The organism is Williamsia sp. z71 (assembly GCF_059553375.1).
Window position 1 is genome coordinate 423,310 of the sequence record NZ_JCANWX010000002.1, and the last position, 24,582, is coordinate 447,891.

The window sequence follows — 24,582 nt, forward strand, 5'->3', positions numbered from 1 at the left end:
AGAAAATGCGGACCGATTCTGTCCTCATTGCGTCATAGCTTCAAGTCAATGCAGTTCACGGGCAACTTCTGGAGGCACAAGATGACACTGGGTACCGACAAGGCCGCGCCGGCGATCGAGGTCGCGGCATTGACCAAGACATTCAAACAGGGAAAGAACACGGTCGAGGCGGTCAAGGGAATAGACCTGACCGTGGCGGAAGGGGAGTTGCTGGCCCTGCTCGGTCCGAACGGTGCCGGGAAGTCGACGACCCTGCGCATGATCACCACACTGCTGCGTCCGACCTCGGGCTCGGCCTGGGTCGCCGGGCAGAACATCGCCGACGATCCCGACGCGGTCCGGCGACAGATCGGTTATGTCGGTCAGGGCAACGGTGGCGGCAACAATCAGCGCGTCCGTGAGGAACTCGTGACCCAAGGACTGTGCTATGGCATCAAGAAATCCGAAAGTGTCTCCCGCGCCGACGAATTGATCACCGCACTCGACCTGACGGGCATGGAGAACCGAAAGGTCGGCACACTCTCCGGTGGGCAGCGTCGCCGACTCGACATCGCACTGGGCATTGTTCATCGCCCTCCGGTGATCTTCCTCGACGAACCGACCACCGGGATGGATCCGCAGAGCCGGGCCAACCTGTGGACGCACATCGGGCGACTGCGCACAGACACCGGGGCGACCATCGTGCTGACCACGCACTATCTCGAAGAGGCCGACGCGATGGCCGAACGGGTGGTGGTCATCGACAAGGGCACGGTGATCGCGGACGATTCTGCGGCGGTGCTGAAAGACCGGCTGGCAGGGGACAGCATCGAGTTCACCCTCGACTCGAGCGCTGACGCGGACGAATTGGCCCGGCTGGCAACCGGTTTCGATCGGGTCCGCGGCGTGGTGGTCGATGCTCTGACCGTCGGGCTCGAGGTGGAAGGTGCCGACGTGATGCTGCCGACATTGATCGCAGCGGCCACCGAGCGGGCGATCACCATACGCACGGCACAAGCGACCCGTCCGACCCTCGACGATGTCTTCCTCTCACTCACCGGGCGCAGCTTGCGCGAATCCGCAGCCGCCTGACCCACTGCATCCAAGGAGAACTCTGATGACAACAAACCTCATGCGAGACAGTTCGATCGTCCTGGTTCGTGAACTACGGCCCACCGTCCGTGACCCGTTCACGGTGATCTTCAGCCTCGTTCAGCCGCTGATCCTGCTGGCCCTGTTCGGACCGCTGTTGAAAGGTGTTCCGGGGGCGGCGGATTCGGGCAACGTCTGGAATTGGTTCATCCCGGGTGTTCTAGCGATGATCGCAATCTTCGGAACCTCGATGACCGGCGCGAACCTGCTGGACGAGATGCACAGCGGCAGTCACGAACGGATGCTCGTGACCCCGCTGAGTCGCAGTTCACTGCTACTGGGCCGCGCTTTGAAAGAGATGGTACCGCTGGCGGCGCAGGCGGTTGTCATCCTGTTGATCGGATTGCCGCTGGGCTTCGACATCAACATCGGGGGAGCGGCGATCGGGATCGGAATCCTGGCCGTCTTCGGGGTCGGTCTGGGGTCGCTCTCGTACAGTCTGGCTCTGGCTGTCCGCGAACAGGATTGGGTGTTCTGGACCGTACAACAGACTTTGATGTTCCCGCTGCTGATCCTGTCGGGAACGATGCTGCCGCTCGATGATGCGCCCGGCTGGATGAGATTCCTGGTGAGCATCAATCCGTTGCACTACGTCGTCGAAGCCGAAAGAGCGCTCTTTGTCGGCGACTTCGACTTCTCGGTGATCGGCGCCGGCGCATTGGCCGCGGCGTTGATGGCGTGCGGTGGTCTGGCCGTGGGCATCCGGGCGATGGGCGCGGCGTCCCGAGCCTGACCCCGCCCCCGAAACTGTGCCCTTTTGGCGAACAAAACCCCAGGTGGGACCCGCCAAAAGGGCACAGTTTCGGGGTGGCTCGGGCCGGGGTGGGGAGGGGTCGGGTGCCTCAGGTCAGGATGTTCGCGGCCTTCGCGGCGCGGAGCCAGTCGGGGAATTCGGAGAGCAGTCGCTGATACAGCTCATCGTCGGAGACATTGTCGATGTCGTCGAGCGCGAAGAAGCCGGCGTTGTCGACGACCCGGCCCTCCATCTCGTCGAGTTGTTCGAGGACGCCGTAGTTCGCCTTGCCGATGCCCACGAACTGCCAGAAGACAGGGGCACTCGACGCCGCCCGCATGAGGGCGCTGATCGGGCCCTTCTTGCGGAATCCGCCGTCGGTGAAGAACAGGACGAGTACCGGACGCCCGGGTGTCACCGAACCCAGGATTTCGTTCATGATCGGCAGTTCTTCGTTGGTGGCGCCGATTTTGTCGTAGTCGAATCCGCCGTGCTTGCCGTAGATGTGGAGGTATTCGCCGGTCCACGACTCGACGTTGTCCACGCTGATGTCCGGTACCCGCAGGAAGGACTTGGCGTACATGTACGGCTCGAGTTGTCCGTCGTCGTCGATCTGGGTGGCCACGGCCAGCATGCGCTCGACGACCCGGTGGATCACCTTCTTGGAATACTGCTGGGCCATGCTTCCGGTCTTGTCGATGACGATGACAACCCGGGCCCGCACGCCGGCGGCGTTCTTGGACAGCAGCACCTTGTGCACTTCGCGCTTGCGCATGTCGAGACGCTGACGCTTTTCGAGCGAGAGTTTCTCTTCTCCCGCAACACTTCTCACGTCGATTTCGCTCGCCGGCGGTATTGGTGTCGGCGGTGCGGCCGGAGCTTCGTCGACGCTCACCCCGTGTTCACGGACGAGGTCGGCGAACCCGCGGTCCCACCCGGCGCTGACGTTGCGCACCTTCCATAGCCCGTTGCGGCGATAGATCTCGCCGAGTACGGCCGCCCGCTCGGTCGTGAGTCCGGCGGCCGGTAACTCCACCGCGACGCCGGCCCCACTGACGGCGACGGCGAGACCGGGAAGGGAGGCCAGCGCGGCGGTGCAACCCTCGTCGCAGGCGACCGCGACGGCAACGGTCTCGATGTCGACGGGGATCCGCGCGAGGTCGATCGACAGTGTGGCGGTCCCGGACAGGACAACCGCACCTTCCGGGGAGCTCGGCTGATTGAAGAAGACGAAGTCGCCGTCGGTGCGGGTCTTGTGATCGCCGGCCAGCTGGAAGGCCATCACATCGACCATGCCGGGTTGGGCTCCGGAGACCTCAACCGTCACCGGGCCGGTGTTGATGGAGGTGTTGGCGCCACGCGTCAAGGAGACCATCGGCCCATTATCTACAGTGCCCGGCGGTTCTTGCGCGGGGGACGGCCGACCCTTCAGGCGGCGGGCAGGCCGGCGAGCGGTTGAGTTGTGCGGGCCATGCCGTAGTGAGCGCTCCACGGGTATTCGCCGGTGGCATCGGGCCACACCAACTGCCAGGCCGCCACCTCACCGTAGACCGCCCGGGCGACCCGCAGGTCGCTGGTGGTCAATGCTTCGATCACCATGAGGTCGAGATCGTCGTCGATGAATCCGGAGAGGCGTTCACCTGCAGCGAGTTTGCCGCCGGCCCGCGCGACCCGGTGGCCGACGGTGTTGAGGATCGACCCGGCGATGCCGGGATCGAGTCCGTAGACGATCAGCTCGGGATGACCGAGCGAGGTCAGCCCGGTGGTGTAGGCGTGCGACGGGAAGCCGGCTGCGGGATTGGCGCGAACCGCGGTGACGGTCCAGTACCGCTTGGCGATGGCGCGGTGGGCGAAGTCGACGGGATCGGACTGCAGACGCATCGTGTCCTCCTGTGGCGGTGCGATCTTCGGAGCCGATCGCGTATGCGGAGCACCCTAATGGGCGGCTCCGACAATCGGATCGGCGAAGCCATGGCCGGCCTCTGGGGGGACGGATAGAGTTCGCGGATGCGTGATGTGGCGGTGGTGGTCGGTGTCCTTGCGCTGATCAACGGGCTTGCCCACTTCACGTTCGACCATGCGATCACGTTGTTCGTCCCCCTCGGCGCACTCGGCCTGCTCGTCTACGCCCGGTGGCGGGGATACAGCTGGAACGAGCTGGGGCTGGCCCGCAGTCAACACCGCAGGGGGCTCAAATGGGCTGCGGCGATCCTGATCCCCGTTGCGGTGATCGCGATCGGCGGCGCCCTGCTGCCGTGGACCCGGTCTCTGTACCTGTCAGATCACTACGACAACGTATCGGTGGCGCTGTGGGGTGCGTTCGTGATCATTCCGCTGCAGACGGTGATCCCCGAGGAACTCCTCTTCCGGGGTGTGCTCAATGCGGCCCTGGTCCGGGCCGCACCGGTGTGGGTGGTTTACGTCGCCGGTGCCGGATTGTTCGGTCTCTGGCACGTCTCGTCCTCCCTCGGGCTGACCGAGGGCAACGGCGGGCTGACCGATCTGCTCGGGGCAGGTGTGCTCGCACAGATCGCCGGCGTGGCCGGCGCCGTCATCGTGACCGGTACCTCCGGGTTGATCTTCATCTGGCTACGACTACGAAGCGACAGTCTGTTGGCGCCGATGGCTTTTCACTGGGCGGTCAACGGCACCGGTGCACTCGGTGCCGCACTCGCGTGGCAACTCGCCTGAAATCTGCGCAGAGCAACGGTGTGCCCGGTGGGACCCGGACGAAGTGCCGTCGGCGAATTACCCGGGAGGTAATCGACGTGCTTCTGCGGCTCGCCCACACTTGAATACAACCCGGCAGAAAAGACAGACAGGAGCCCCAGCCATGAGCGAGAGCTACGCGGTCGCCGTCCTCGACGACGTCTCCATGGGAGACGACATCACCGAATACCTGCGACGTATCGACGACACCCTGGCGCCGTTCGACGGCCGGTTCCTCATCCATGGCGCTCGGCCGAACGTCCGCGAGGGGACCTGGCCCGGCGACCTCATCGTCGTACGGTTCCCGAGCTCAGACGGCGCGCAACGCTGGTATGACTCCGATGCCTACCAGGTCATCGCCCCGCTCCGCACCAACAACTCGAAGGGCACGGTCGCACTGTTCGAAGGTGTCGACGCCGACCACCGGGCGACCGACATCCTGGCTGATCGACCTCAGACCGGCTCGCCGTCCGCCGCGGCCTCGTCCGGATACCAGCGTGCATAGACGTCCGGATGGGCCCGGGTGCGGCTTTTCCAGGTGTTCTCGCCGTAGGTCGAATAGAGCGGATTGGCCGGGTCCTGCTCGACGCCTCGGGCCTTGGCCGCGAGTTCGGCGGGCAGATCGACCGTCGGTATCACCGCGTCGAGAGCCGGGCTGAAGAAGTAGGGGATCGATACGCGTTCACCCGCCCCCGGAGGCGTCAGAACCCGATGCCTGGTGGCCCGCAGATAGCCGTGGGTTGCCACTTCCAGCATCTCGCCGATATTGACGACAAACGCCCCGGGCAGGGGCGGCGCGTCGATCCAGTTCCCGTCCGACGTCTCCACCTGTAGGCCGGAGGACCCCTCCTCGATCAGCAGTAGCGTCAGCACACCGGAATCCTTGTGCGCACCGACACCCTGATCACCGGCCACCGTTGCGGCCGGACGGGCCGGGTAACGCACCAGCTTGATCAGGGTCGCCGGGGCATGGGCGAAGGCGTCGTCGAACAAGCCGGGATCGGCCGAAAGCCCCGCGGCCCAATGACGCAGCAGGCGAAGCGATACCTCGGAGAGTGCGGCATCGTAATCGGTGATCGCCGAGCGCAGCTCGGGTAGAGCCGCCGGCCACTGGTTGTGCCCCTGTAGGCGCAGGTAACCGGTTGCGTGATCGAGCGGGTCGCGATCGGGGCCGATATCGATCTGTTCGCGCCAATCGACCTCGCCGTTGGTGAACTCGCCACCGAGGCGGTTGTAGCCACGGAAGTGAGGACTGTTGATCATCGAGACCGCCGATTTGTCCTCGTCCGGGAGTGCGAAGAAGGCGCGGGCCGTGGACTGGACGCGGTGGATGAGTTGCGGATCCACCCCGTGGCCCACGAGGTAGAAGACACCGACCTCGTGGGTGACGGCACGGAGCTCATGCCGGCCGGCGGTGGTCTCGAGTTCGGCCAGATCGATCACGGGGAGCACACCGCCAACGGTAGCCCGTCCCGCGCCTGTCGCCACCGATGGATTCAGGCCGATCCGAGTACTTGTTGCAAGACGGATCGGCACATGGGGTTTCGTGGCGACCAAGATGGGGTAATTCGGCTCACAGCCCACATTCGTGTGGTCTCCGAGAGCAGTGTGGAACTGCATGACCAGCACCATGAGAGGTAGACGATGGCAGCCAGGGAACCAGAGGAATTCCGCGAGACGGAGGTCCCATCCGAAAATACCGACAGTGAAGTGTTGGCCCCCGCGACGCCCGGAGCAGAGGTCTTGGGTGTCGATACGGAAGACGAAGAGACACAAGCCGAATAGAACCGTGCCAAGACCCCGACTTCGAGTGAATCGAGGTCGGGGTCTTGTCGTATTCGCATCTCTCAATCGCGGCCTTGTCGAAATGCAATGTCCGAATACGTCCCGGGAATGGTGGGCTCGAGGGTACGGTTCAGTCACTGGCTTCACGAGAGCACAAGCCAGTCGCCGATATCCCTTGGTGACTTCGGAACCCTTGTTCCACACCACGATTGGCGAATACTCATCCCCACGAACCGCTGCGAAGTTCGTTTGGACTCGTGGCACCGGATGCTGCCTTGCCACGCTCACCCGACTCGAGAGGTCGACAGTGCCCCGAAACAGACGTATGCCCAGGATTGCCGCGTCATCGCTTTCCGTTGTGCTGATCCTATTGTTGGCCGCGTGCGGTGGAGGCAGTACCTCGAACGGCAATGGTGCGTCCGAAGGCGAAGGCACACCGGTGGCGGGAGGTTCCGCGCGGATATTGCAGAGCGGCGAACCACGCTCTCTCGATCCCGCGGCGTTGACGAATACCTGGTCACACCAACCGGTCCTGGGTAACGCGCTGTATGGCGCATTGATGGTCAACAATGGCGAATCGCTCGCGATCGAGTACAAGATGGCCACCGACTTCTCCAGCTCCGACGGAGGCGTCACGTTCAATCTCGCCTTGCGCCCGGGACTGACGTTCACCGACGACACACCGCTCGATGCCGCAGCGGTCAAGTTCAATTGGGATCGCCTGAAAGATCCGGCGCTGGGCTCGACGTCGATCCGACAGGCAACGCAGGTGGCCGCCACCGAGGTGATCGACCCGCAGAACCTCAAGGTGACCATGACGACCGCCAATCCGCATTTTGCTCAATCGCTGCTCAGCGGGTCGATGAACTGGATTGCTTCTCCCACCGCACTGGCCAAGGGGACGAAAGCTTTTGACGAAAATCCGGTCGGCGCAGGGCCGTTCGTGCTGTCCAACTGGGCTCGTCAGGATGCGATCGACCTGACCAAGAATCCGGGGTTCTGGGACGCGCCCAAACCGTATCTGGACCAGATCACCATCACCACCGTGCCCGACAGCAATCAGCGAATCAACGTGATGACCACCGGCGGAGCCGATCTCGCCTCCGAAACAAATTGGGCGAACATTCACAAGGCCGAAAAGGCGGGCCTGACCGGTCAGGTCGTCGCCACCAGCGGCGGCCAGATCGTGGGCATGAACTTCCGCCGGGCCCCGTTCAATGACATCCGCGCCCGCGAAGCCATTGCGCTCGCCGTGGACCGCGATGCACTGAACACCGTTGTCTACAACAACGAAGCAGAGGTCCCGGCAACGCTACTCGCCAAAGGGTCACCGTTCTTCAGCGATGTTCAGATTCGATCAGCCGACAAGGCGCGAGCGCAGGAACTGTTCGATGAGTTGGCCGCAGAAGGAAAACCGGTCTCGTTCACATTCCTTTCCTATCCCACCACCGAGAGCAAAGCGGTTGCCGAAGGTGTTCAGACGCAATTGAGTGCATTCGACAATGTCGACGTCGAGGTCGAGGTCGTGGACTATGCAGCGGCCACCGCGCGTGCCGGTCAGCGTGATTTCGACATGACGATCACCGCATCACTCTTCGAAGACCCGGACGCCGGCCTGTGGCCGTCGTTCCATTCGACGTCGTCGGGCAACTTCCTGGGTGTCAACGATCCTGAGTTGGATCAGGCGCTGGATCTCGGTCGAACCGCGTCGACACCAGAGGAACGCACCCAAGCCTACGAAACCGTCCAGAAGCGTTTGGCAGAGATTTATCCCGGCGTCTGGTACGTCAGGGCCCTGCCCAGCGTCATCTTCGGGGCGAACGTCCACGGGGTCGATCTGTACACCCTGGGATCACCGCTACCCGAGGACGTCTGGCTGAACTGACGGGTCGCGCAACACCTTTCCGGCCGCGGCGAACTCGCGAACCCTGGTGTTGTCCCAGATCTGCGCGGGCACGCCGCCGCCGAGGAGCGCGCGGGTCAGCGCAGGGGAGCGGCCGATCTCGGTGTCGCTGCCCGCGATCACGATGTTGCCGTAGCGGCGGCCCTTGAGCATGGCCGGATCGGCGATGATCACCATGTGTTCGAAGATGGTTCCCATGGTGGCGGCCTCGGCGCGCGCCAAGGTCAGATCGCGGGTGTCTCCGCAGTTCACGACATAGATGCCGCCGGGCGCCAACACCCGTCGCACCTGGTTGACGAACTCCAGCGTGGTCAGCTCCGGCGGCGTGACGACCCCGGAGAACACGTCGCGGATGATCAGATCCCGGGTTGTGTCGGTGAGCGACTCGGTGACCTCCCGCGCATCGCCCGCACGAAGTCGCAGAAGCGGCGCGCGGGGCAGGTTGAACCACTCGCGGACCAGTTCGGTCAGCCGCTTGTCGATGTCGACGGCGACCTGCCTCGCGTCGGGATAGGTGGCTGCGAGATAGCGCGCCATCGAACACGCGCCGGCGCCCAGATGCAGGGCGCGCAGCCGCTCGGTGGTGGGCCAATGGTCACCGATCAACTCGGCCATCCACTGCATGTACTCGAAATCGAGCATGGTCGGATCGGCCAGGTTGATATGCGAGCTCTGCGCACCGTTGACGGTGATCATCCAGCCGTCGGTCAGGTGATCGCGGACGAGCTCACACGTACCCGTGTCGATGGGGTAGATGCCCGGCTTCGGCCCGTCGTCCTCGCGGGCCGGCGTGGACCTGCGGGACTGGGTGTTCTTACGCGATTTGGCCATCGACGTCAGTACACGTCACGGAGATAACGCTTTTCGCGTTTGAGGGTGTTCACGAAATCCTCGGCGGCGTCGGCGTCGAGGCCGCCGTGTTCGGCGACCACATCATGCAGTGCGGCGTCGACGTCCTTGGCCATCTGCGATGCGTCGCCGCAGACGTAGAGGTGCGCTCCATCGCGGAGCCAGCCGAACAGTTCGTCACCGTTCTCACGCATCCGGTCCTGGACGTAGATCTTGTGCTCCTGGTCGCGGGAGAAGGCCAGGTCGAGGCGGGTGAGGATGCCGTCGCGCTGGAACTGGACGATCTCGTCCTCGTACATGAAATCGGTGGCCCGGTGATGATCACCGAAGAACAACCAGTTGCGGCCGCGCGCGCCGCGGGCCTTGCGTTCGTAGAGGAACGACCGGAAGGGTGCCACGCCGGTGCCGGGACCGATCATGATCACCGGAACCGAGTCGTCGGCCGGCAACCGGAACGACTTGTTCTTCGAGAGGAAGACTCCTGCGGTTCCGCCGGCCTTTATCCGGTCGGCCAGATACGTCGAGCACTGTCCGCGTCGGTCACGCTCGCCCGAACGGTGACGCACCGCGGCAACCGTCAGATGGACCATGCCGCGGTGGGTCAGCGGGCTCGACGAGATCGAATAGACGCGGTGGGCGAGGGGCCGCAGCAGGTCGATGAGTTCGGCGGCGGAGATCTGCAGGGTCGGCTCGAGGTCGAGGAGGTCGAGGACATCTTTGCCCCACAACCAACCCTCGAGCGCTTCGCGGTCTTCCGTCGAGAGGATGTGGACGAGTTCGGCGTCGCCGGAGTGATCGGCCATGTGGTTGATCAGCTCCCGCGTCGGCAGCGAGATCTCGTACTCGAAGGTGAGCAGGTCGCGAAGTGTCGACTCGCCGGCGCGCGTGGTGATCATCTCGTCGGGGTCGGCGCCGATGCGCTCGATCAGCGCGGCCACCAACGCCGGATCGTTGACCGGCTTGATGCCCAGCCCGTCGCCGGCCTCATAGTCGATGTCGCTGTCACCGAGGTCGAACACCACGTGACGGACGTCCTTGCGGGATTCAGATCCCCGCAGCGGACGGTTCGCGACGAGCGTCGCGCCGTACGGGTTCTTGCGGGTCCAGGGGGAGCGCTTCGGTTTGTCCGCCCGTGGCAGAGAAGGGGTTTCGGTGGTGGCGGTCACAGCGTGCAAAATCTCCGGTGCATCAGTTGTCGTATCCAGGTCACGTAACGCGATCAGGGCGCGGGCGAGGACGTCCTCGCGGGAGGCGACGATGGTCCCGGACGCCGATCCGGTGTCGTAGCCGGCAAGGAAGCCGGACAACCACAGCCGCTCATCTCCGGTGAACTGGGCGTCATCGGGCAGGTTGGACGTTTTCATGGCCTGATTGCTCTCCGAAGTCTGCGCGCGTGCGTGTACCTGCGTCGGGTACCGCTGCTCCATTGAAGCGGCACCAGACGGTGCTGAGGGTACCCTCAGCTGGTGGTGTCGGCCGATCGCATGGATCTGGATCACATGGACCTAGGATGTGGCCGGTGAGGTCATCGGGAGCGCACCGGACAGCAGGGTTGGCGATCGGCTATCTCCTCGATCGTAGGTTCGGCGATCCGCGGCGACTGCATCCGGTGGCCGGGATGGGGATCTCTGCGGGCAGGCTAGAACGGCTCCTGTATCGCGATTCGCGGTCGGCCGGAGTGGCCTTCACCGCGGTCTGTGTGGGCACTGCGCTCGGTGCCGGGCTCATCGGTCGACGCGGCGGTGTGGTCGGTGTGGCGTTGGCCACGTGGGTTGCGCTGGGCGGATCGTCATTGGCGGACGTCGGCGACCGGTTGGCCGATGAGTTGGAAGCCGGTCACGTCGACGGAGCCCGCGGGCTCATCCCGAGTCTGTGCGGTCGTGATCCGAACAGCCTCGACGCATCCGGGATGGCGCGTGCGGCGGTGGAATCAGTGGCAGAGAACACATCTGATGCGGCGGTGGCGCCGCTGCTGTGGGGGTTCGTGGCGGGCGTTCCCGGGCTGCTGGCCTACCGGATGATCAACACCCTCGACGCGATGGTCGGCTACCGCAACGAGCGCTACGAGAACTTCGGCTGGGCCAGTGCCCGGCTCGACGATGTTGCGAACTATCTGCCGGCACGTCTGACCGGGGCACTGGTGATCGCCCTCGGGCCGAATCGGCGAGGCGCGGTGGCCGCGGTCCGGCGTGATGCCCGGGCTCATCCCAGTCCGAATGCGGGTGTGGTCGAGGCTGCGTTCGCCGGGGCGCTCGGGGTGTCGATCGGCGGCCGGACCGTCTATCGCCACCGGATCGAGGATCGGCCGGTCCTCGGCCGGGGTCCGGCACCGGCCGCGCAGGACGTACGTCGGACAGCTCAGCTGTCCCGACGAGTTCAGGTCGGAGCGTTAGCGGCCGTAGCGGTCGGACAGCTTGTCGCTGCTGCCCTGATCGGCCTTCGGACCCGAACCGATCACCCCACCGCGAACCTCTGAACCGGCGCCCCCGGTCGACGACGCCGCCAGCGCTTCCCGGGTCTCGCGCCCGCGCTCGCGGGGCTTCTTCGGGATCGTCCCGTCCTTGGCGGCACGGCGTTGCTTGTATTCGGACCAGGCGAAGTAGCCCAATCCCAGCGGGGCCATCACGCCGAACGCGATCCATTGCAATCCGTACGACAGGTACGGACCCGAATCGAGCTGGGGGAGACCCATCACGCCGAGACCGCCGGGCTGACCCTCATCGAGCTGGAGGTATCCGTTGGTCAGTGGGAGATCGACGGCAGCACCCAGGACCGTGGGGTCGATCGAATACACCTGCAGGGCACCGGCTTCGACGCGGGGTTCTCGGCCGGGACTGGTGCCTTCGGCCGAACGGATCCGAGCCTCGACCGTGACCTCGCCGGTCGGTGGTGCCGCGATAGGTGGCAGCGACGTGCCCTGCAGCGGTGTCACATATCCACGATTGACGAGATAGGTGGCGCCGTCGGTGCTCTGCAGCGGTGTGAGCACCTCGTACGCCGGCTGCCCATCGATATGGCGGAGGCGGACGACAGCCTGCTGCTCGGGGAGATAGGTGCCGGTCACCAGGACCTTGCGCCATTCGGCGTCCTCGACCGGTTGCCCGTCGTCGTACAGATCTGCGATCGGCACCGGGTCCGTGGTCTCGGCCTTGCGGAGCAAATCGTTCTGGTGTTCATTGTCCGAGTTCTTGCCCAGTTGCCAGGGCGCGAGGAGCCAGAAGCACGCCACCGCGAAAGCGACCACAACGACAGCGAGCAGAAGCCAGCCGGGCCGAAGGAAACTACGGAGGATGCGCACCCCTATACGGTACCGAGCTGCTCGATGTGTCCCCCGACTCCCCATACACACGTGCGGCGAATCCTGCCGACCGACCTCGGCCTGGTTACTCTTGGCGAGGTTGGCGGGCGGACGGCCCGCCACGTGTTGGGGAGGCTCGAATGCGCGATCTGGTGTGTCGTAAATGTGGACAGAAGTTGTCTTTCGAGAACACGCTGTGCTTGAGCTGCAGTAGCCCGTTGGGGTTTCATCTGCCGTCGCGCACCATGTTCACGCTGGACGAGGAGGCGACCACCGAGATCGACGGCGACGTTCTCGTCCGGTGTGCCAACTTCGAACTGATCTCGTGCAACTGGTTGGTGCCCCCGGTCGAGCCGGGTGCAAGCAGCCCCGAAGGAGAGCCGGATCCGTCGGCGCTCTGTGAATCGTGCCGCCTGACGCGGACCCGTCCGGCCGACAAGGACGTCGATGCGATCGCGGCGTTCGGTACCGCCGAGACCAACAAGCGGCGCGTGATCCTCGAACTCAGTGAGTTGGGCCTGCCGATCGAAGGCCGGGACGTCGATCCGCAGACCGGGCTGGCCTTCGATCTGCTCTCGAGTGCCAAGACGAAGGTGATCACCGGTCATGCCGACGGGGTGATCACCCTGGACCTGGCCGAGGGCGACGACGTGCACCGAGAACAGTTGCGGGTGTCGATGGACGAGCCCTACCGGACCCTGATCGGGCACTTCCGCCACGAGATCGGGCACTACTACCAGATGGTGCTGGTCGGGACCGGTGAGCATCGGCCCCGGTTCGAAGAACTCTTCGGCAACCCCGACGACGACTATCAGGCGGCGCTCGACCGGCACTACAGCCAGGGTCCGCCCGATGACTGGAAACAGGATTACGTCTCGTCCTACGCGACGATGCATCCCGCCGAGGACTGGGCCGAGACGTTCGCGCATTATCTCCACATCCGCGACACCCTCGACACCGCCGCCGCGTTCGCGATGGCACCTGCCGGCGCAACGCTCGACAGCGTGCTGGTCGGGGATGTGGGGTTCGATCAGATCATCGACCTGTGGTTACCGCTGACCTGGGCGCTGAACCAGATCAACCGGTCGATGGGGCATCGGGATCTCTACCCGTTCGTGCTGCCGCCGAAGGTGCTCGAGAAGATGCGGTTCATCCATGGACTGATCGCCCCGGCAGCCCTCTGATCCGAAAGAACGCCGGAGATCTACACCCGCGTGCGCACCCAATCGAGAAGTCCGGGCATGGCGGCCTCGATCTGGGTGCGCACGGTCGCGAAGTCTTTGTCGCTGCCGTAGTACGGGTCGGCGATGTCGACGTCGTCGGCGTCGGGATCGAAACTGCGCAGCAGCCGGGTCCGGTCGCCGGCGCCCATCTTGTGCAGGGCTGCGTCGTGGCTGCTGTCCATTGCGATCAGCAGGTCGGCGTCCAGATGCTCGGGGCCCACTTTTGCAGCGGTGTGTTCGTCGTCGTATCCCGCAGCAGTCAATTCGGTGCGCGCACGGGCGTCGGCGGGATCGCCGACGTGCCAGCCGCCGGTACCAGCGCTCGTCACGCGGACCTTGCCGTCCAGGCCGGAGTCTTCGAGTGCGCGCCGAAAGATGTTCTGCGCCATCGGTGACCGGCAGATGTTGCCGGTGCAGACAAACGTGACGTGTAGTGGTTCAGCCATGGATCAGCTTCCTCAACCGGTCCACCGAGTCCACCGTCCAGGCGGCGTCGGCGCCCTCGTCACCGACCGCGTACCCCCAGTCGACGAAGATCGCCGGGATCCCGTACTGCGCCGAACCGTGGACGTCGTGGGACCGGTCGCCGATCATGACGATCGGATGATCTGCGGCGTCGGCGATGCCGAGTTCGCTCAGGGCGTGTCCGATCACGTCGGACTTGCTGCGCCTGCTGCCGTCGCCGGAGGCCCCGGCGATGTACTTGAAATGCGAGGCGAGACCGAAATGTTCGAGGATCGCCTGGGCGGTGTCCTGGTTCTTGGAGGTCGCGACGGCCATCAGCCGACCGGACTGCGTCAGGTCGGCCAGCAGGTCGGCCATGCCGTCGAAGACCGAGTTCTCCAGCCATCCGGTCTCGACGTAACGCTGCCGATAGGCGGCCATGGCGGCCTCGACGTCGGCGTCGTCGAGGTCCATGCCGCGCAGGCTGTCGATCATCGGTGGTCCGGCGAGTCCGGCGACGAGCGCCGGGTCGGGTTCGGGTGCGCCGACCGCGGCGAGCGCGTGGCGGAAACTCTTCTCGATGCCCTCGAACGAATCGGTGATCGTGCCGTCGAGGTCGAACAGCAGAATGGTCGCCGGATCGGCCGGGTCCGGAAGGTCAGGCCTGTTGATCGAACTCACCACTCCATCCTGCCCGTAGGCTCGACAACTGTGAAATCGGACGAGCTGACCGACCTGGGGCGCCACGGCGACGCGGACGCCCAACCCGGCCTGATCGACTTCGCGGTCAATGTCCGCGGCAACACCCCACAGTTCGTTCTCGACGCACTGGCAGCGCGCCTCGGTGACCTGGCGGCCTATCCCGGCGCCGGCGATCAGCAGCGCGCCACCATGGCGATCGCGCGGCGTCATCACCGGGATCCGTCCGAGGTGTTGTTGCTCGCCGGTGCCGCCGAGGGTTTTGCTCTGCTGCCGGAGTTGGCCCCCCGCCGGGCCGCGCTGATCCAACCGTCGTTCACCGAACCCGAGCGGGCATTGCGTGCGGCAGGCATCGACATCGAGCAGGTGGTGCTGCCGCCGCCCTGGACATTGGACCCGCAGTCGGTGCCCGAGGATGCGGACCTGGTGGTCCTGGGCAATCCCACGAATCCGACGTCGGTGCTGCATCCCCGGCAGACGATCGAGGCATTGCGTCGGCCCGGCCGGGTCATCGTGGTCGACGAGGCATTCGCGGACGTGGTGCCGGGCGAGCCGCAGACGCTGTCGGGGTACCGCGGCGACGACATCCTGGTCCTGCGCAGCATCACGAAAACATTTGCGCTGGCGGGTCTGCGGGCCGGCTACTTCCTGGGATCGCCCGAGCTGCTCGATCGGCTGGGGCGCCGGCGACCACACTGGCCGCTGGGTACCTTGCAACTGGCGGCGCTGGAACTCTGTGCCGGCGAGCAGGCAGCCGACTACGCTCACGCCGAAGCGCTTTCGGTTGTGGAGCAACGTGATTGGCTGATCGAGGCGTTGTCCACCGTGGGGGTGCGGGTGGTCGGCGAACCGGCGGCGTCCTTTGTGACGATCTCGGTGGCCGACGGGACCGCTCTGAAAGAGGCTCTGCGGGGACATGGTTACGCGGTCCGCAGCTGCGCCAACTTCGTCGGGATGGACGCGAACCATCTGCGGCTCGCGGTCCGGGACCGCGCAACCGTCGACGGATTGGTCGACACGATCAGAAAGGTGCTCTGATGACGGGTATGACCACTGTGGCCGATGTGATCGGGATCCTCGAACGCGCATATCCGACCCGGCTGGCGGAGAGCTGGGATTCGGTGGGCCTGGTCTGCGGTGACCCCGGCGACGCCGTCACCTCGGTACTCTGTTGTGTCGACGTCACCGATGCGGTGGTCGACCAGGCACTGGAATCCGGGGTGGATTTGATTGTGGCCCACCATCCTCTGCTCCTGCGTGGTGTCGACACCGTCGGTGCCCACACCCCGAAGGGGCGGATCGTGCACCGCCTGATCAGGGGCGGGTGCGCTCTCTATACCGCGCACACCAACGCCGATTCGGCCAACCCGGGTGTCTCTGATGCCCTGGGTGCGCTGCTCGGGCTCACCGACCTCCGGCCCCTCGACCCGAAACCTGCAGAGGCGATGGACAAGTGGTCCGTGTTCGTCCCGGCCGACGACGTGGCGTCCGTCCGGGAGGCGATGTTCGATGCCGGCGCCGGTGAGATCGGTGACTACAGCCACTGCTGCTGGAGCACGTCCGGCACCGGCCAGTTCCGGCCCGGCGCGGCTGCCGCCCCGGCGATCGGCGAGCGCGGCGAGGTGACGAGGGTGGCCGAGGAACGCGTCGAGATGGTGTCGGGTCGCCGCGTGCGCTCGGGTGTCCTGACCGCGCTGCGCAGCGCCCATCCTTATGAAGAGCCGGCCTTCGACCTCATCGAGTTGGTACCGGCCCGCGGCGACGAGGGCCTCGGACGCGTTGGTGAGCTGCCCGAATCGATGAGTCTGGCGGCGTTCACGGAACTGGTCGCGCGGGCCTTGCCGGCCTCGGCCGTGGGAATCCGCGCCGCCGGTGACCCGGAGGCGACCATCACGACCGTCGCGGTTTGTGGCGGTGCCGGTGATTCGATGCTGGCCACGGCCCGCGCGGTGGGCGCGGACGTCTACGTCACCGGCGACCTACGGCATCACCCGGTGGACGAACATCTGCGAGGTGGTGGTCCGGCGCTGATCGACGCCGGGCATTGGAGTACCGAGTTCCCCTGGTGCACGCAGGTCGCGGGTCTTCTCGCCGATGCCGTCCCCGGGCTCGGGACCGGCGTTTTCGCCACCCCGACAGATCCATGGACAATTCATCGGAGCGGCCACTGACACGCGTGACCGCGTACGGTTGCAAAAATGTCATCACCGGCGCCGGGCGGCGCCGCACGACTTGTTGATCCGGCCCGTTGGACCGGACAGTAGAGGAATGAAGGAACACTGGTGAAAGCAGATCCGGCCGACCAACGCTTGATGTTGGACATTGCCGATGTCGATGCGGAATTGCATCGAGTCGAACACCGGCGGTCCACGTTGCCCGAGATCGCCGAACTGGCCCGACTCGAAGAGCAGCTGAACACGCAGCGGGACGAGGCCGTGCGGGCTCAGATCGCCGCCGAGGACCTGCTCCGCGAGGCCCGGCGACTCGACAACGAGATCACGTCGATGACGATGCGTGAGGAGAAGGACAACCAGCAGTTGGCCGCGGGCAACCTGCCGGCCAAGCAGCTGAGCGAATTGGAGCACGAGGTGACCGGATTGATCCGCCGCCGTGGACTGCTCGAAGACGAGATGCTCGAGGTGATGGAACAGCAGGAAGCCGTCGGCGCGGACGAACAGCGCGCATCGGCGATGACCAACCACACGCTGCGGCAGATCGAGGAGGCCACGGCCCGGCGCGACGCCGCCCTGGCGAAGATCGACGAAGATGCGGCCGCCATCGCCGAGAAGCGCGCCGCGCTGACCGCCAACGTCAACCCGGATCTGATGGCCATCTACGACAAGCAGGTGTCGTCGGGACGGGTGGGTGCCGGACTCCTGCGGGCCGCACGGTGCGGTGCCTGCCGGATGGAACTCGATCGGGGACTGCTCAGCCGGATCAACTCGACCCCCACCGACGAGGTCGTCCGATGCGACGAATGCGGCGCCATCCTGGTGCGCACGCACGAGTCGGGATTGGCTTCTTCGTGAGAGTTGTTGTCGAGGCCGACGGCGGTTCGCGGGGCAACCCCGGACCGGCGGGCTACGGCGCGGTCGTGTTCGACGCCGACCGGGCCGCGGTCCTGGCCGAACGCAAAGAGGCCCTCGGTATCGCGACCAACAACGTCGCCGAGTACCGCGGGCTGATCGCCGGTCTGGCCGCGGCGCAGGAGGTGGGCGCCGACGAGGTGTCCGTCCGGATGGATTCAAAGCTGGTCGTCGAGCAGATGTCCGGCCGGTGGAAGATCAAGCATCCGGACATGATTCCGCTGGCCGCGCGGGCGAAGTCGCTGGCGTCGGGATTCTCGAACGTCGACTACACCTGGATTCCGCGGCATCAGAACTCACACGCCGATCGTCTGGCCAACGAGGCCATGGATGCCGCGGCCGCCGGTGAGGAGGTCGCCGCGGTGACCGGGCAACCGAGCAAGGAACCGCTCAAGCCCGCGCCGAGGGCGCCGGGCTGGAACGGTGCGATGGGCAATCCCACGCGAATGTTGTTGTTGCGGCACGGGCAGACCCCGTTGTCGGTGGAGCGGCGCTACTCCGGGCGCGGGAATCCGCAACTGACCGAATTGGGTCGCGATCAGGCGGCAAGGGCAGCCAAACGCCTGGCGGCCCGGGCGCAGACCGCCGCCGAACCGGACGGTATCTCGGCAGTGGTCTGTTCCCCGCTGGGGCGCGCCCGCGACACCGCCGAGGCCGCTGCGGCGGCGCTGGGTCTGTCGGTCGTCGTGCACGACGGGCTGATCGAAACCGATTTCGGCGACTGGGAAGGATTGACCTTCGCCGAGGCGGCGGCCCAGGATCCCGAGCTCCACAAGGCCTGGATCGGCGATACGAGCATCGCGCCTCCCGGCGGCGAGAGCTTCGACACCGCCACCATCCGAATCCTCAAGGCGCAGGCGGAGATCATCGATCAGTACGGCCCCGGCGAGGTGCTGGTGGTGTCCCACGTGACACCCATCAAGGTGCTCCTGCGGGAAGCGCTCGGTGTGGGGTCGTCGATTCTCTACCGGATGCACCTCGACCTGGCATCTCTGAGCATCGCCGAGTTCTATCCCGACGGTGGTGCGTCGGTGCGGTTGGTCAACGACACGAACCACCTGGGCGAGATCTGATCTCTCCCAGGTGGTTCGGGGCGCACTACCGGTGCGCGATCAACTCGCGCGGGATTGTTGCTGCGGGACGGCCGCGGCGCGGCGGCGGTCGACCTGCTCGAATCCCGGCCGCTTGCTGCCGATGAACGCGTAGAGCCACGATGCGATGGCGGCAAAGCGGTTGCGGAAGCCGATCAGGTAGAACAGGTGCACCGCCAGCCAGGTGATCCAGGCGAACATGCCCCGGAATCGGATCTTCTCGTTGATGGCGACCACGGCGCTGAACCGGCTGATCACCGACATGCTGCCCTTGTCGCGGTACTTGAACGGTGTGCCCGGCAGCTTCTTCCGGCTGATGACGTCAGCGGCGTGACGGGCTTCCTGCATGGCCACCGGGCTCTGGCCCGGGTAGCCGTTGAGGGAGGTCATGTCACCGATCGCGTAGACGTTGGCGTAGCCGCCCACGGTCAGGTCCTGATTGATGAGGATGCGTCCGGCGCGATCGGTCTGCGCTCCGGTTGCCTCCGCCAGCACTGCGGTGAACGGGCTGGCCTGTACACCGGCCGACCAGATGATCGTGTCGGCCGCGATCTTGCGGGTGGCCGCTCCGGAACCGATCTTGACGGTGACGCCCTCGGAATCCATATCGGTGACAAGCGAATTGAGCAACAGCTCCACGCCGCCGGCCTCGAGCGACTTCTTCGCGTACGCCGAGAGGGAGCCGCCGTAGACGGGCAGCGCGTCCCCGGCACCCTCGACGAGGTAGACCGATACGTCGTCACGCTTGTAGTAGCGGGTGGCCAGTTCCCGGATCTGACCGGCGACCTCGACACCGGTGGGCCCGGCGCCGACGATCACGAAGCTCAGCAGGCGGCGGCGAAGATCGTCGTCGGTGGTCTGGGCGGCCCGTTCGAAGTTCTGGCGGATCTGGGTGCGCAGCTTGGTCGCATCCTCGATGGTCTTGAGCGCGTAGGAGTACTGCGCGAACTCGTTGCGTCCGAAGTAGGACTGCGTGGCACCGGTGGCCGCGATCAGGTAGCGGAACCGAACCGTCTCGGTACCGCTCTCGTGGCGGAAATGCAGGACGCCGGCGTCGGGATCGACATCGGTGACCGTGCCCAGGCGGACCTCGATGTTGCGGTGCTTGCGCAGGATGCCGGCGATGTCGGGAGCGATCTCTTCGCTGGAGAGCACGCCGGTCGCGACCTGGTAGAGCAGGGGCTGGAAAAGGTGTTCGGGGGTGCTGGAGATCAACACGACGCGCAGTCCGGTTTTGGCCAGCCGCTGTGCGGCGGTCAGTCCACCGAATCCCGAACCCACGATGGCCACATCGGCCTCGAGTTGGGTGGGAACGCTGTGCGGTGTGGGCATGGGTTGGTGATCCTTTTATCTACTTGATGGCAACTACTTCCATGTATAGCGCAATTAACTGGGGTGAAAATCCCTAATCAGGCCTATATCCAACCTGTTCTGAAGATAGAACTTATCTGCATCCCTCATATAAGCTGGTCGCATGGAACTTCGCCAGCTGACGTACTTCGCGGCCGTCGCCGAGGAGTTGAGTTTCAGCCGGGCCGCCGCCCGCTGCTTCATCTCGCAATCGGCGATCAGCCACCAGGTCGCCCGACTCGAACACGAACTGGGCTCGAAATTGATCGCCCGGTCGACGCGGACGGTGCGCCTGACCGACCTCGGCGCCCAGGTGCTGCCACTGGCTCAGCAGATGATCCGACTCGAATCGATGATCACCGCGACCGCACGCGCACCCGGCGGACGGGTCCGGATGGCGGCCAACATGTCGTTCGCGCAGCAGTCCCTGGCCGCGATCGCCAAGCTGCGCACCGAGCACCTCGATGTCGAGATCGAGTTCATCATCAAGAGCTTCGATCAGCGGATCGACGCGGTCCTCGGCGGCGACGTCGACCTGGCCCTGATCCGCGGTGGCCTCGAGCGCCCGGGCCTGGCCATCGAACACCTGTGGGTCGACGACCTGGTGGTGGCGATGTCGCAGCGGCACCCACTGGCCGGAGCTGCCGAAGTCGGGCTGGAACAGCTCGGCAAGTACCCGTTGCTGCTGCCGTCGGCGCGTGATCAGGTGCTGTTGCACAACGTGATCCGGGAGGCGTTCGATCGCCACGGACTCGACCGTCCCCGCCAGGCGCCGCCACTGCCGGTGGATCACACCGCGACCATGGAGCTGCTCAACCACCCCGAGGAGTGGACGGTGCTCTACGAGCGCACACCGCTGGCCGGCATCGCCTTCACCCGGGATGCCGAACGCGCACTGCGGGTTCCGGTGTCCGCGGTGGTGCGCGCGCCGACCGGACAATCCGAGATCGTCAACGACCTGATCGCCGCGCTGAGGTCGGTGCGCGCGGATCTGGCCGGGGGAGACGGCGCCTCCGGCTAGGTGTTGGAGAGAGAATCGCCTCCGGCTAGGTGACCAGCCACAGTGCGAACACCGATGACAACAGGGTCAACGGGACGGTCACCAGGCCCACCTTGGTGAACTCGGCGACCTTCACCCGGTGGCCGCGGGCGTTGACCAGGTTGCGCCACAGCAGGTTTGCCAGCGAGCCGAGGTAGGTCAGGCTGGGGCCGATGTTGACCCCGAGCAGCATCGCCAGGATCAGTGCCGCCGGGGCACCGCTGCCCAGTGCGGCGAGCATCAGCAAGGTGGCCGGGATGTTGTTGATCACGTTTGATGCGATGGCCGCGACCACGGCGACGATGAGCAGGTCGAGCAGTCCGGTCCCGTTCGGCAGGAGGTCCGCGAGCCACCCCCCGATCTCGCCGTCGGAGATCCCGGTCACCAAGACCGCCAGCGCACAGACGAACAACAGGAAGCCCGGTTGCGCCGACATCGCCAGCGCGCCGGGACCACAGGCACGTCCGCGCAATGCCAGGTACGCCATCGCGACCGCGCCGGCCACGGCGCACCACACCGGTTCGATGCCGACCAGTGAACTCACCCCGAACGCGATCAGGGTTGCGGTGAGAACGACGAGCGGGGCCCGTGGCGCCGGGCCGGGCTCGTCGAGCACATCCGGGCCGGGCGCGACCTCGAGGTCGCTGCGAAACCACCAGCAGAACAACGCGAACTCGACCGCAAGGGTGACCAGCCAGGGAAGCGCCATCAGCAGGGTGAACTCGATGAAGCCCAGACCCGTTGCGGCGAAGGCGAGCAGATTCGTCAGATTCGAGACCGGCATCAGTGTCGAGGCCGAATTGGCAAGCGTGACGGTGGCGTAACTGTGTGGACGGGCCGGTACCCGCAGCGCCGAGGTCATCGACAGCAGCACCGGTGTCAGCAGCAACACGGTGGCGTCCAGGCTCAGTGCGGCGGTCGTGATCGCCGCGGCGGCGAACACCAATCCGAAGAGCCGGCGCCCGGATCGGTGCCCGGCACCCTCGGCCGGGGACGCGCGGTGCGCGATCACCCGGGCCACCCATTCGAATACGCCCAGTACCGAACAGGCGTAGGAGATCACCAGCAGTGCCGCCAGGAACAGCACGGTGGACGACAACTCCCGCAACTCGTCCCAGGCCCGGTCGGGCTCCACGGCACCCACGACCATGGCGAGCGCGGCTGCCGGGACCGCGACCGCCGCCTCCGACAGGCCACGCGGACGCCACACGGCCAGTCCCAGCGCTGCCACCATCAGAACCACCGCGACAACATCCACGGCGCAATGTTCCCCGACGTCCCGGCAGCGCACCAATCAGGCATCGCCCGGAAGGATGCGTGGATCCGGTCCCGGAGAACGTACAGTGATGATGCGAACGAGCCGGCTGGGCGGCCGCGGTCGCGGGGACAGTCGCTTGTGCGGCGAGCCCGAGATCGAGGAAAGTCCGGACTCCACAGAGCAGGGTGGTTGCCAACAGCAACCCGAGGTGACTCGCGGGACAGTGCCACAGAAAACAGACCGCCGGCGCAAGCCGGTGAGGGTGAAAAGGTGCGGTAAGAGCGCACCAGCATCACGGGTGACCGTGATGGCTCGGTAAACCCCACCCGGAGCAAGGTCGAAGGTTGCACCAGGTGACTGGTGTGGCTGCGCAGGTGTTCGAGGGCTGCTCGCCCGAGCCTGCGGGTGGACCGCTCGAGGTACCCGGCGACGGTGTGCCCAGATGGATGGCCGCTGCCGACCCTTGTGGTCGGTACAGGATCCGGCTTACAGGCCGGCTCGTTCGCCCCGCAACGTGGCCTCACACCGATTACCCCGGTGTGGAGGTCACTGCCCGCTAGTGTTGGTGCGGTGCAACGGATACTTCGCGCCGCCGACATAGATTTCGGTGCCATCCGCACCGACCTCGGTCTGTCCGAGGAGTTCGGTGCCGCCGCCCAGACCGAAGCGGAGACGGCGTCGGATCGCTACGCCGAGGATCGTGTCGACCGGACCGACCTGCCCCTGGTCACCATCGATCCGCCCGGCTCGGTGGATCTCGATCAAGCCGTCCACATCGTCCGCGACGGCACCGGTTTTGTGGTGAACTACGCGATCGCCGACGTCGCGGCGCTGGTTCGGCCCGGTGGTCCGCTCGACCTCGAGACCCGCAGACGAGGGCAGACGATCTACTTCCCGGACGGCAATGTGCCGCTGCATCCGCGGGCGTTGTCGGAAGACCGCGGATCGTTGCTGCCCGATCGGCTTCGTCCGGCCGCACTGTGGCGGATCGCCGTCGACGGACACGGACACCCGACCTCGGTCGACGTTCAACGCGCGCTGGTGAGGTCGGTGGCCCGGCTGGACTATGAAACCGTGCAGGCCGACGCCGACGCCGGGAGACTGCATCCGTCCATCGAGGCGCTCCCTGACTTCGGTGAGCTCCGGCAGCGTCTGGCGATCGAGCGGGGCGCGGTGGATCTGGGTCTGCCCGAACAGGACGTGCTGCACGACGGGGCGGCCGGATGGCAGCTGGTGGTGCAACCGCGGACCCGGGCCGACATGTGGAACTCACAGATCTCACTGCTCACGGGTATGTGCGCCGGGCAGATGATGCTGGACAACAAGGTCGGGTTGCTGCGGACGCTACCGGCGGCGACCGACGATGCGGTGAAGGTGTTCCGGGCCTCCGCCGCCGCGCTGGATGTGCCCTGGCCGGAGGGAGTTTCACCGGGTGCGTTCCTGGCCGGACTGGATCCGCAGTCCCCGCTGACCCTGGCGGTGATGTCGGATGCGACGACGTTGCTGCGGGGAAGTGACTACCTGCCGATGCTGGGTGTGATCCCGGACGATGCGGTGACAACGCATGGCGGTATCGCCGGGGTCTACGCCCACGTGACCGCACCACTGCGCCGGTTGGCGGACCGCTTCGCCACCGAGACCTGCCTGGCGCTGGCTGCCGGTGAACCGGTGCCCGACTGGGTGTGCAGCGCTCTGCCGATCCTGCCCGAGGTGATGAAGAGTTCGAGTTCGGTTGCCGGCAGAGCAGATCGGTCGAGTCTGGACATGGCCGAGGCGGTCCTGCTGGCCGACCGGGTCGGCGAGACGTTCACCGCCACCGTGTTGCACGCCGCACGCGGCAAGCGGCCCGCACAGATCTTCATCGCAGATCCCGCGGTGTTCGCCACGTGCGGTGGTGATCCGGCGGAGGGGCAGCAGGTGCAGGTCAAACTGATGGACGCCGATCCGCGCACACCTCAGGTGACGTTCATGCCGGTGTAGGCGG

At 65.8% G+C, this 24,582-nt stretch carries 23 protein-coding genes and 1 other RNA gene; 14 read left to right on the plus strand and 10 right to left on the minus strand.

Annotated features, from left to right (window positions below; translation table 11 throughout):
* Positions 1 to 81: 81 nt before the first annotated feature.
* On the plus strand, positions 82 to 1,071 hold the full coding sequence (locus AC51GR_RS06155) for an ABC transporter ATP-binding protein (protein ID WP_496323711.1): 990 nt from the start codon (positions 82 to 84) through the stop codon (positions 1,069 to 1,071).
* Positions 1,072 to 1,096: 25 nt separating this feature from the next.
* Entirely contained in the window at positions 1,097 to 1,864 is a 768-nt protein-coding gene (locus AC51GR_RS06160) for an ABC transporter permease (RefSeq protein WP_496323712.1), read from the plus strand.
* Between the two features lie 109 nt (positions 1,865 to 1,973).
* Here AC51GR_RS06160 and AC51GR_RS06165 read toward each other — a convergent pair whose 3' ends face one another.
* Both AC51GR_RS06165 and AC51GR_RS06170 read right to left on the minus strand, forming a co-directional pair.
* Positions 1,974 to 3,239 (minus strand): vWA domain-containing protein, encoded by a 1,266-nt coding sequence (locus AC51GR_RS06165; protein ID WP_496323713.1) that lies wholly within the window; start codon positions 3,237 to 3,239, stop codon positions 1,974 to 1,976.
* A 53-nt stretch (positions 3,240 to 3,292) separates the two neighbouring features.
* Entirely contained in the window at positions 3,293 to 3,745 is a 453-nt protein-coding gene (locus AC51GR_RS06170; RefSeq protein ID WP_496323714.1) for a DUF4262 domain-containing protein, read from the minus strand.
* A 126-nt stretch (positions 3,746 to 3,871) separates the two neighbouring features.
* Here AC51GR_RS06170 and AC51GR_RS06175 point away from each other — a divergent pair, with 126 nt between their 5' ends.
* Positions 3,872 to 4,555 carry a CPBP family intramembrane glutamic endopeptidase gene (locus tag AC51GR_RS06175; RefSeq protein WP_496323715.1) on the plus strand — a complete coding sequence of 228 codons (684 nt, stop codon included), beginning with the start codon at positions 3,872 to 3,874 and terminating at the stop codon, positions 4,553 to 4,555.
* Positions 4,556 to 4,697: 142 nt separating this feature from the next.
* Positions 4,698 to 5,078 (plus strand): DUF1330 domain-containing protein, encoded by a 381-nt coding sequence (locus AC51GR_RS06180; protein WP_496323716.1) that lies wholly within the window; start codon positions 4,698 to 4,700, stop codon positions 5,076 to 5,078.
* Here AC51GR_RS06180 and AC51GR_RS06185 read toward each other — a convergent pair.
* Complete coding sequence (locus tag AC51GR_RS06185) at positions 5,027 to 6,025, minus strand: isopenicillin N synthase family dioxygenase (protein ID WP_496323717.1); 999 nt, start codon at positions 6,023 to 6,025, stop codon at positions 5,027 to 5,029. The genes AC51GR_RS06180 and AC51GR_RS06185 overlap by 52 nt on opposite strands.
* A gap of 772 nt (positions 6,026 to 6,797) precedes the next feature.
* Here AC51GR_RS06185 and AC51GR_RS06190 point away from each other — a divergent pair.
* Positions 6,798 to 8,243, plus strand: coding sequence for an ABC transporter substrate-binding protein (locus AC51GR_RS06190; protein WP_496323718.1), 1,446 nt, complete (start codon positions 6,798 to 6,800; stop codon positions 8,241 to 8,243).
* Here the strand turns inward: AC51GR_RS06190 and AC51GR_RS06195 are convergent.
* Complete coding sequence (locus tag AC51GR_RS06195; protein WP_496323719.1) at positions 8,217 to 9,092, minus strand: spermidine synthase; 876 nt, start codon at positions 9,090 to 9,092, stop codon at positions 8,217 to 8,219. The two genes, AC51GR_RS06190 and AC51GR_RS06195, sit on opposite strands and share 27 nt — an antisense overlap.
* A gap of 5 nt (positions 9,093 to 9,097) precedes the next feature.
* Positions 9,098 to 10,474 carry a sulfite reductase subunit alpha gene (locus tag AC51GR_RS06200; protein WP_496323720.1) on the minus strand — a complete coding sequence of 459 codons (1,377 nt, stop codon included), beginning with the start codon at positions 10,472 to 10,474 and terminating at the stop codon, positions 9,098 to 9,100.
* A gap of 146 nt (positions 10,475 to 10,620) precedes the next feature.
* On the opposite strand from AC51GR_RS06200, the gene AC51GR_RS06205 reads away from it, so the two are divergent.
* Positions 10,621 to 11,586, plus strand: coding sequence for a cobalamin biosynthesis protein (locus AC51GR_RS06205; protein ID WP_496323721.1), 966 nt, complete (start codon positions 10,621 to 10,623; stop codon positions 11,584 to 11,586).
* On the opposite strand, the gene AC51GR_RS06210 is transcribed toward AC51GR_RS06205, so the two are convergent.
* Complete coding sequence (locus tag AC51GR_RS06210; protein ID WP_496323722.1) at positions 11,500 to 12,408, minus strand: SURF1 family cytochrome oxidase biogenesis protein; 909 nt, start codon at positions 12,406 to 12,408, stop codon at positions 11,500 to 11,502. The genes AC51GR_RS06205 and AC51GR_RS06210 overlap by 87 nt on opposite strands.
* 140 nt (positions 12,409 to 12,548) lie before the next feature.
* On the opposite strand from AC51GR_RS06210, the gene AC51GR_RS06215 reads away from it, so the two are divergent.
* The gene (locus tag AC51GR_RS06215) at positions 12,549 to 13,592 is read left to right on the plus strand and encodes a zinc-binding metallopeptidase family protein (RefSeq protein WP_496323723.1); all 1,044 of its coding nucleotides are present in this window, start codon (positions 12,549 to 12,551) and stop codon (positions 13,590 to 13,592) included.
* A gap of 20 nt (positions 13,593 to 13,612) precedes the next feature.
* On the opposite strand, the gene AC51GR_RS06220 is transcribed toward AC51GR_RS06215, so the two are convergent.
* Both AC51GR_RS06220 and AC51GR_RS06225 read right to left on the minus strand, forming a co-directional pair.
* On the minus strand, positions 13,613 to 14,077 hold the full coding sequence (locus AC51GR_RS06220) for a low molecular weight protein-tyrosine-phosphatase (RefSeq protein ID WP_496323724.1): 465 nt from the start codon (positions 14,075 to 14,077) through the stop codon (positions 13,613 to 13,615).
* Positions 14,070 to 14,756 (minus strand): HAD hydrolase-like protein, encoded by a 687-nt coding sequence (locus AC51GR_RS06225; protein WP_496323725.1) that lies wholly within the window; start codon positions 14,754 to 14,756, stop codon positions 14,070 to 14,072. The genes AC51GR_RS06220 and AC51GR_RS06225 overlap by 8 nt, the downstream gene beginning before the upstream one ends.
* A 30-nt stretch (positions 14,757 to 14,786) precedes the next feature.
* Between AC51GR_RS06225 and cobC the strand changes: the two genes are divergently transcribed.
* The 4 genes from cobC to AC51GR_RS06245 all read left to right on the plus strand — a co-directional run bounded on the left by cobC (position 14,787) and on the right by AC51GR_RS06245 (position 18,933).
* On the plus strand, positions 14,787 to 15,812 hold the full coding sequence (gene cobC, locus AC51GR_RS06230) for an Rv2231c family histidinol phosphate aminotransferase CobC (RefSeq protein ID WP_496323726.1): 1,026 nt from the start codon (positions 14,787 to 14,789) through the stop codon (positions 15,810 to 15,812).
* Between the two features lie 8 nt (positions 15,813 to 15,820).
* On the plus strand, positions 15,821 to 16,945 hold the full coding sequence (locus AC51GR_RS06235; RefSeq protein ID WP_496324103.1) for a Nif3-like dinuclear metal center hexameric protein: 1,125 nt from the start codon (positions 15,821 to 15,823) through the stop codon (positions 16,943 to 16,945).
* Between the two features lie 111 nt (positions 16,946 to 17,056).
* On the plus strand, positions 17,057 to 17,803 hold the full coding sequence (locus tag AC51GR_RS06240; protein ID WP_496323727.1) for a zinc ribbon domain-containing protein: 747 nt from the start codon (positions 17,057 to 17,059) through the stop codon (positions 17,801 to 17,803).
* On the plus strand, positions 17,752 to 18,933 hold the full coding sequence (locus AC51GR_RS06245; protein ID WP_496323728.1) for a bifunctional RNase H/acid phosphatase: 1,182 nt from the start codon (positions 17,752 to 17,754) through the stop codon (positions 18,931 to 18,933). The genes AC51GR_RS06240 and AC51GR_RS06245 overlap by 52 nt, the downstream gene beginning before the upstream one ends.
* Positions 18,934 to 18,972: 39 nt before the next feature.
* Here the strand turns inward: AC51GR_RS06245 and AC51GR_RS06250 are convergent, their stop codons facing one another.
* Positions 18,973 to 20,283, minus strand: coding sequence for an NAD(P)/FAD-dependent oxidoreductase (locus AC51GR_RS06250; protein ID WP_496323729.1), 1,311 nt, complete (start codon positions 20,281 to 20,283; stop codon positions 18,973 to 18,975).
* A gap of 142 nt (positions 20,284 to 20,425) precedes the next feature.
* On the opposite strand from AC51GR_RS06250, the gene AC51GR_RS06255 reads away from it, so the two are divergent.
* On the plus strand, positions 20,426 to 21,322 hold the full coding sequence (locus AC51GR_RS06255) for a LysR family transcriptional regulator (RefSeq protein ID WP_496323730.1): 897 nt from the start codon (positions 20,426 to 20,428) through the stop codon (positions 21,320 to 21,322).
* A 25-nt stretch (positions 21,323 to 21,347) separates the two neighbouring features.
* Here the strand turns inward: AC51GR_RS06255 and AC51GR_RS06260 are convergent, their stop codons facing one another.
* The gene (locus AC51GR_RS06260) at positions 21,348 to 22,598 is read right to left on the minus strand and encodes an SLC13 family permease (RefSeq protein ID WP_496323731.1); all 1,251 of its coding nucleotides are present in this window, start codon (positions 22,596 to 22,598) and stop codon (positions 21,348 to 21,350) included.
* Between the two features lie 98 nt (positions 22,599 to 22,696).
* Between AC51GR_RS06260 and rnpB the strand changes: the two genes are divergently transcribed.
* An RNA gene (rnpB, locus tag AC51GR_RS06265) (RNase P RNA component class A) lies at positions 22,697 to 23,103 on the plus strand.
* A 65-nt stretch (positions 23,104 to 23,168) separates the two neighbouring features.
* The gene (locus AC51GR_RS06270) at positions 23,169 to 24,578 is read left to right on the plus strand and encodes an RNB domain-containing ribonuclease (RefSeq protein ID WP_496323732.1); all 1,410 of its coding nucleotides are present in this window, start codon (positions 23,169 to 23,171) and stop codon (positions 24,576 to 24,578) included.
* Positions 24,579 to 24,582 lie beyond the last annotated feature (4 nt).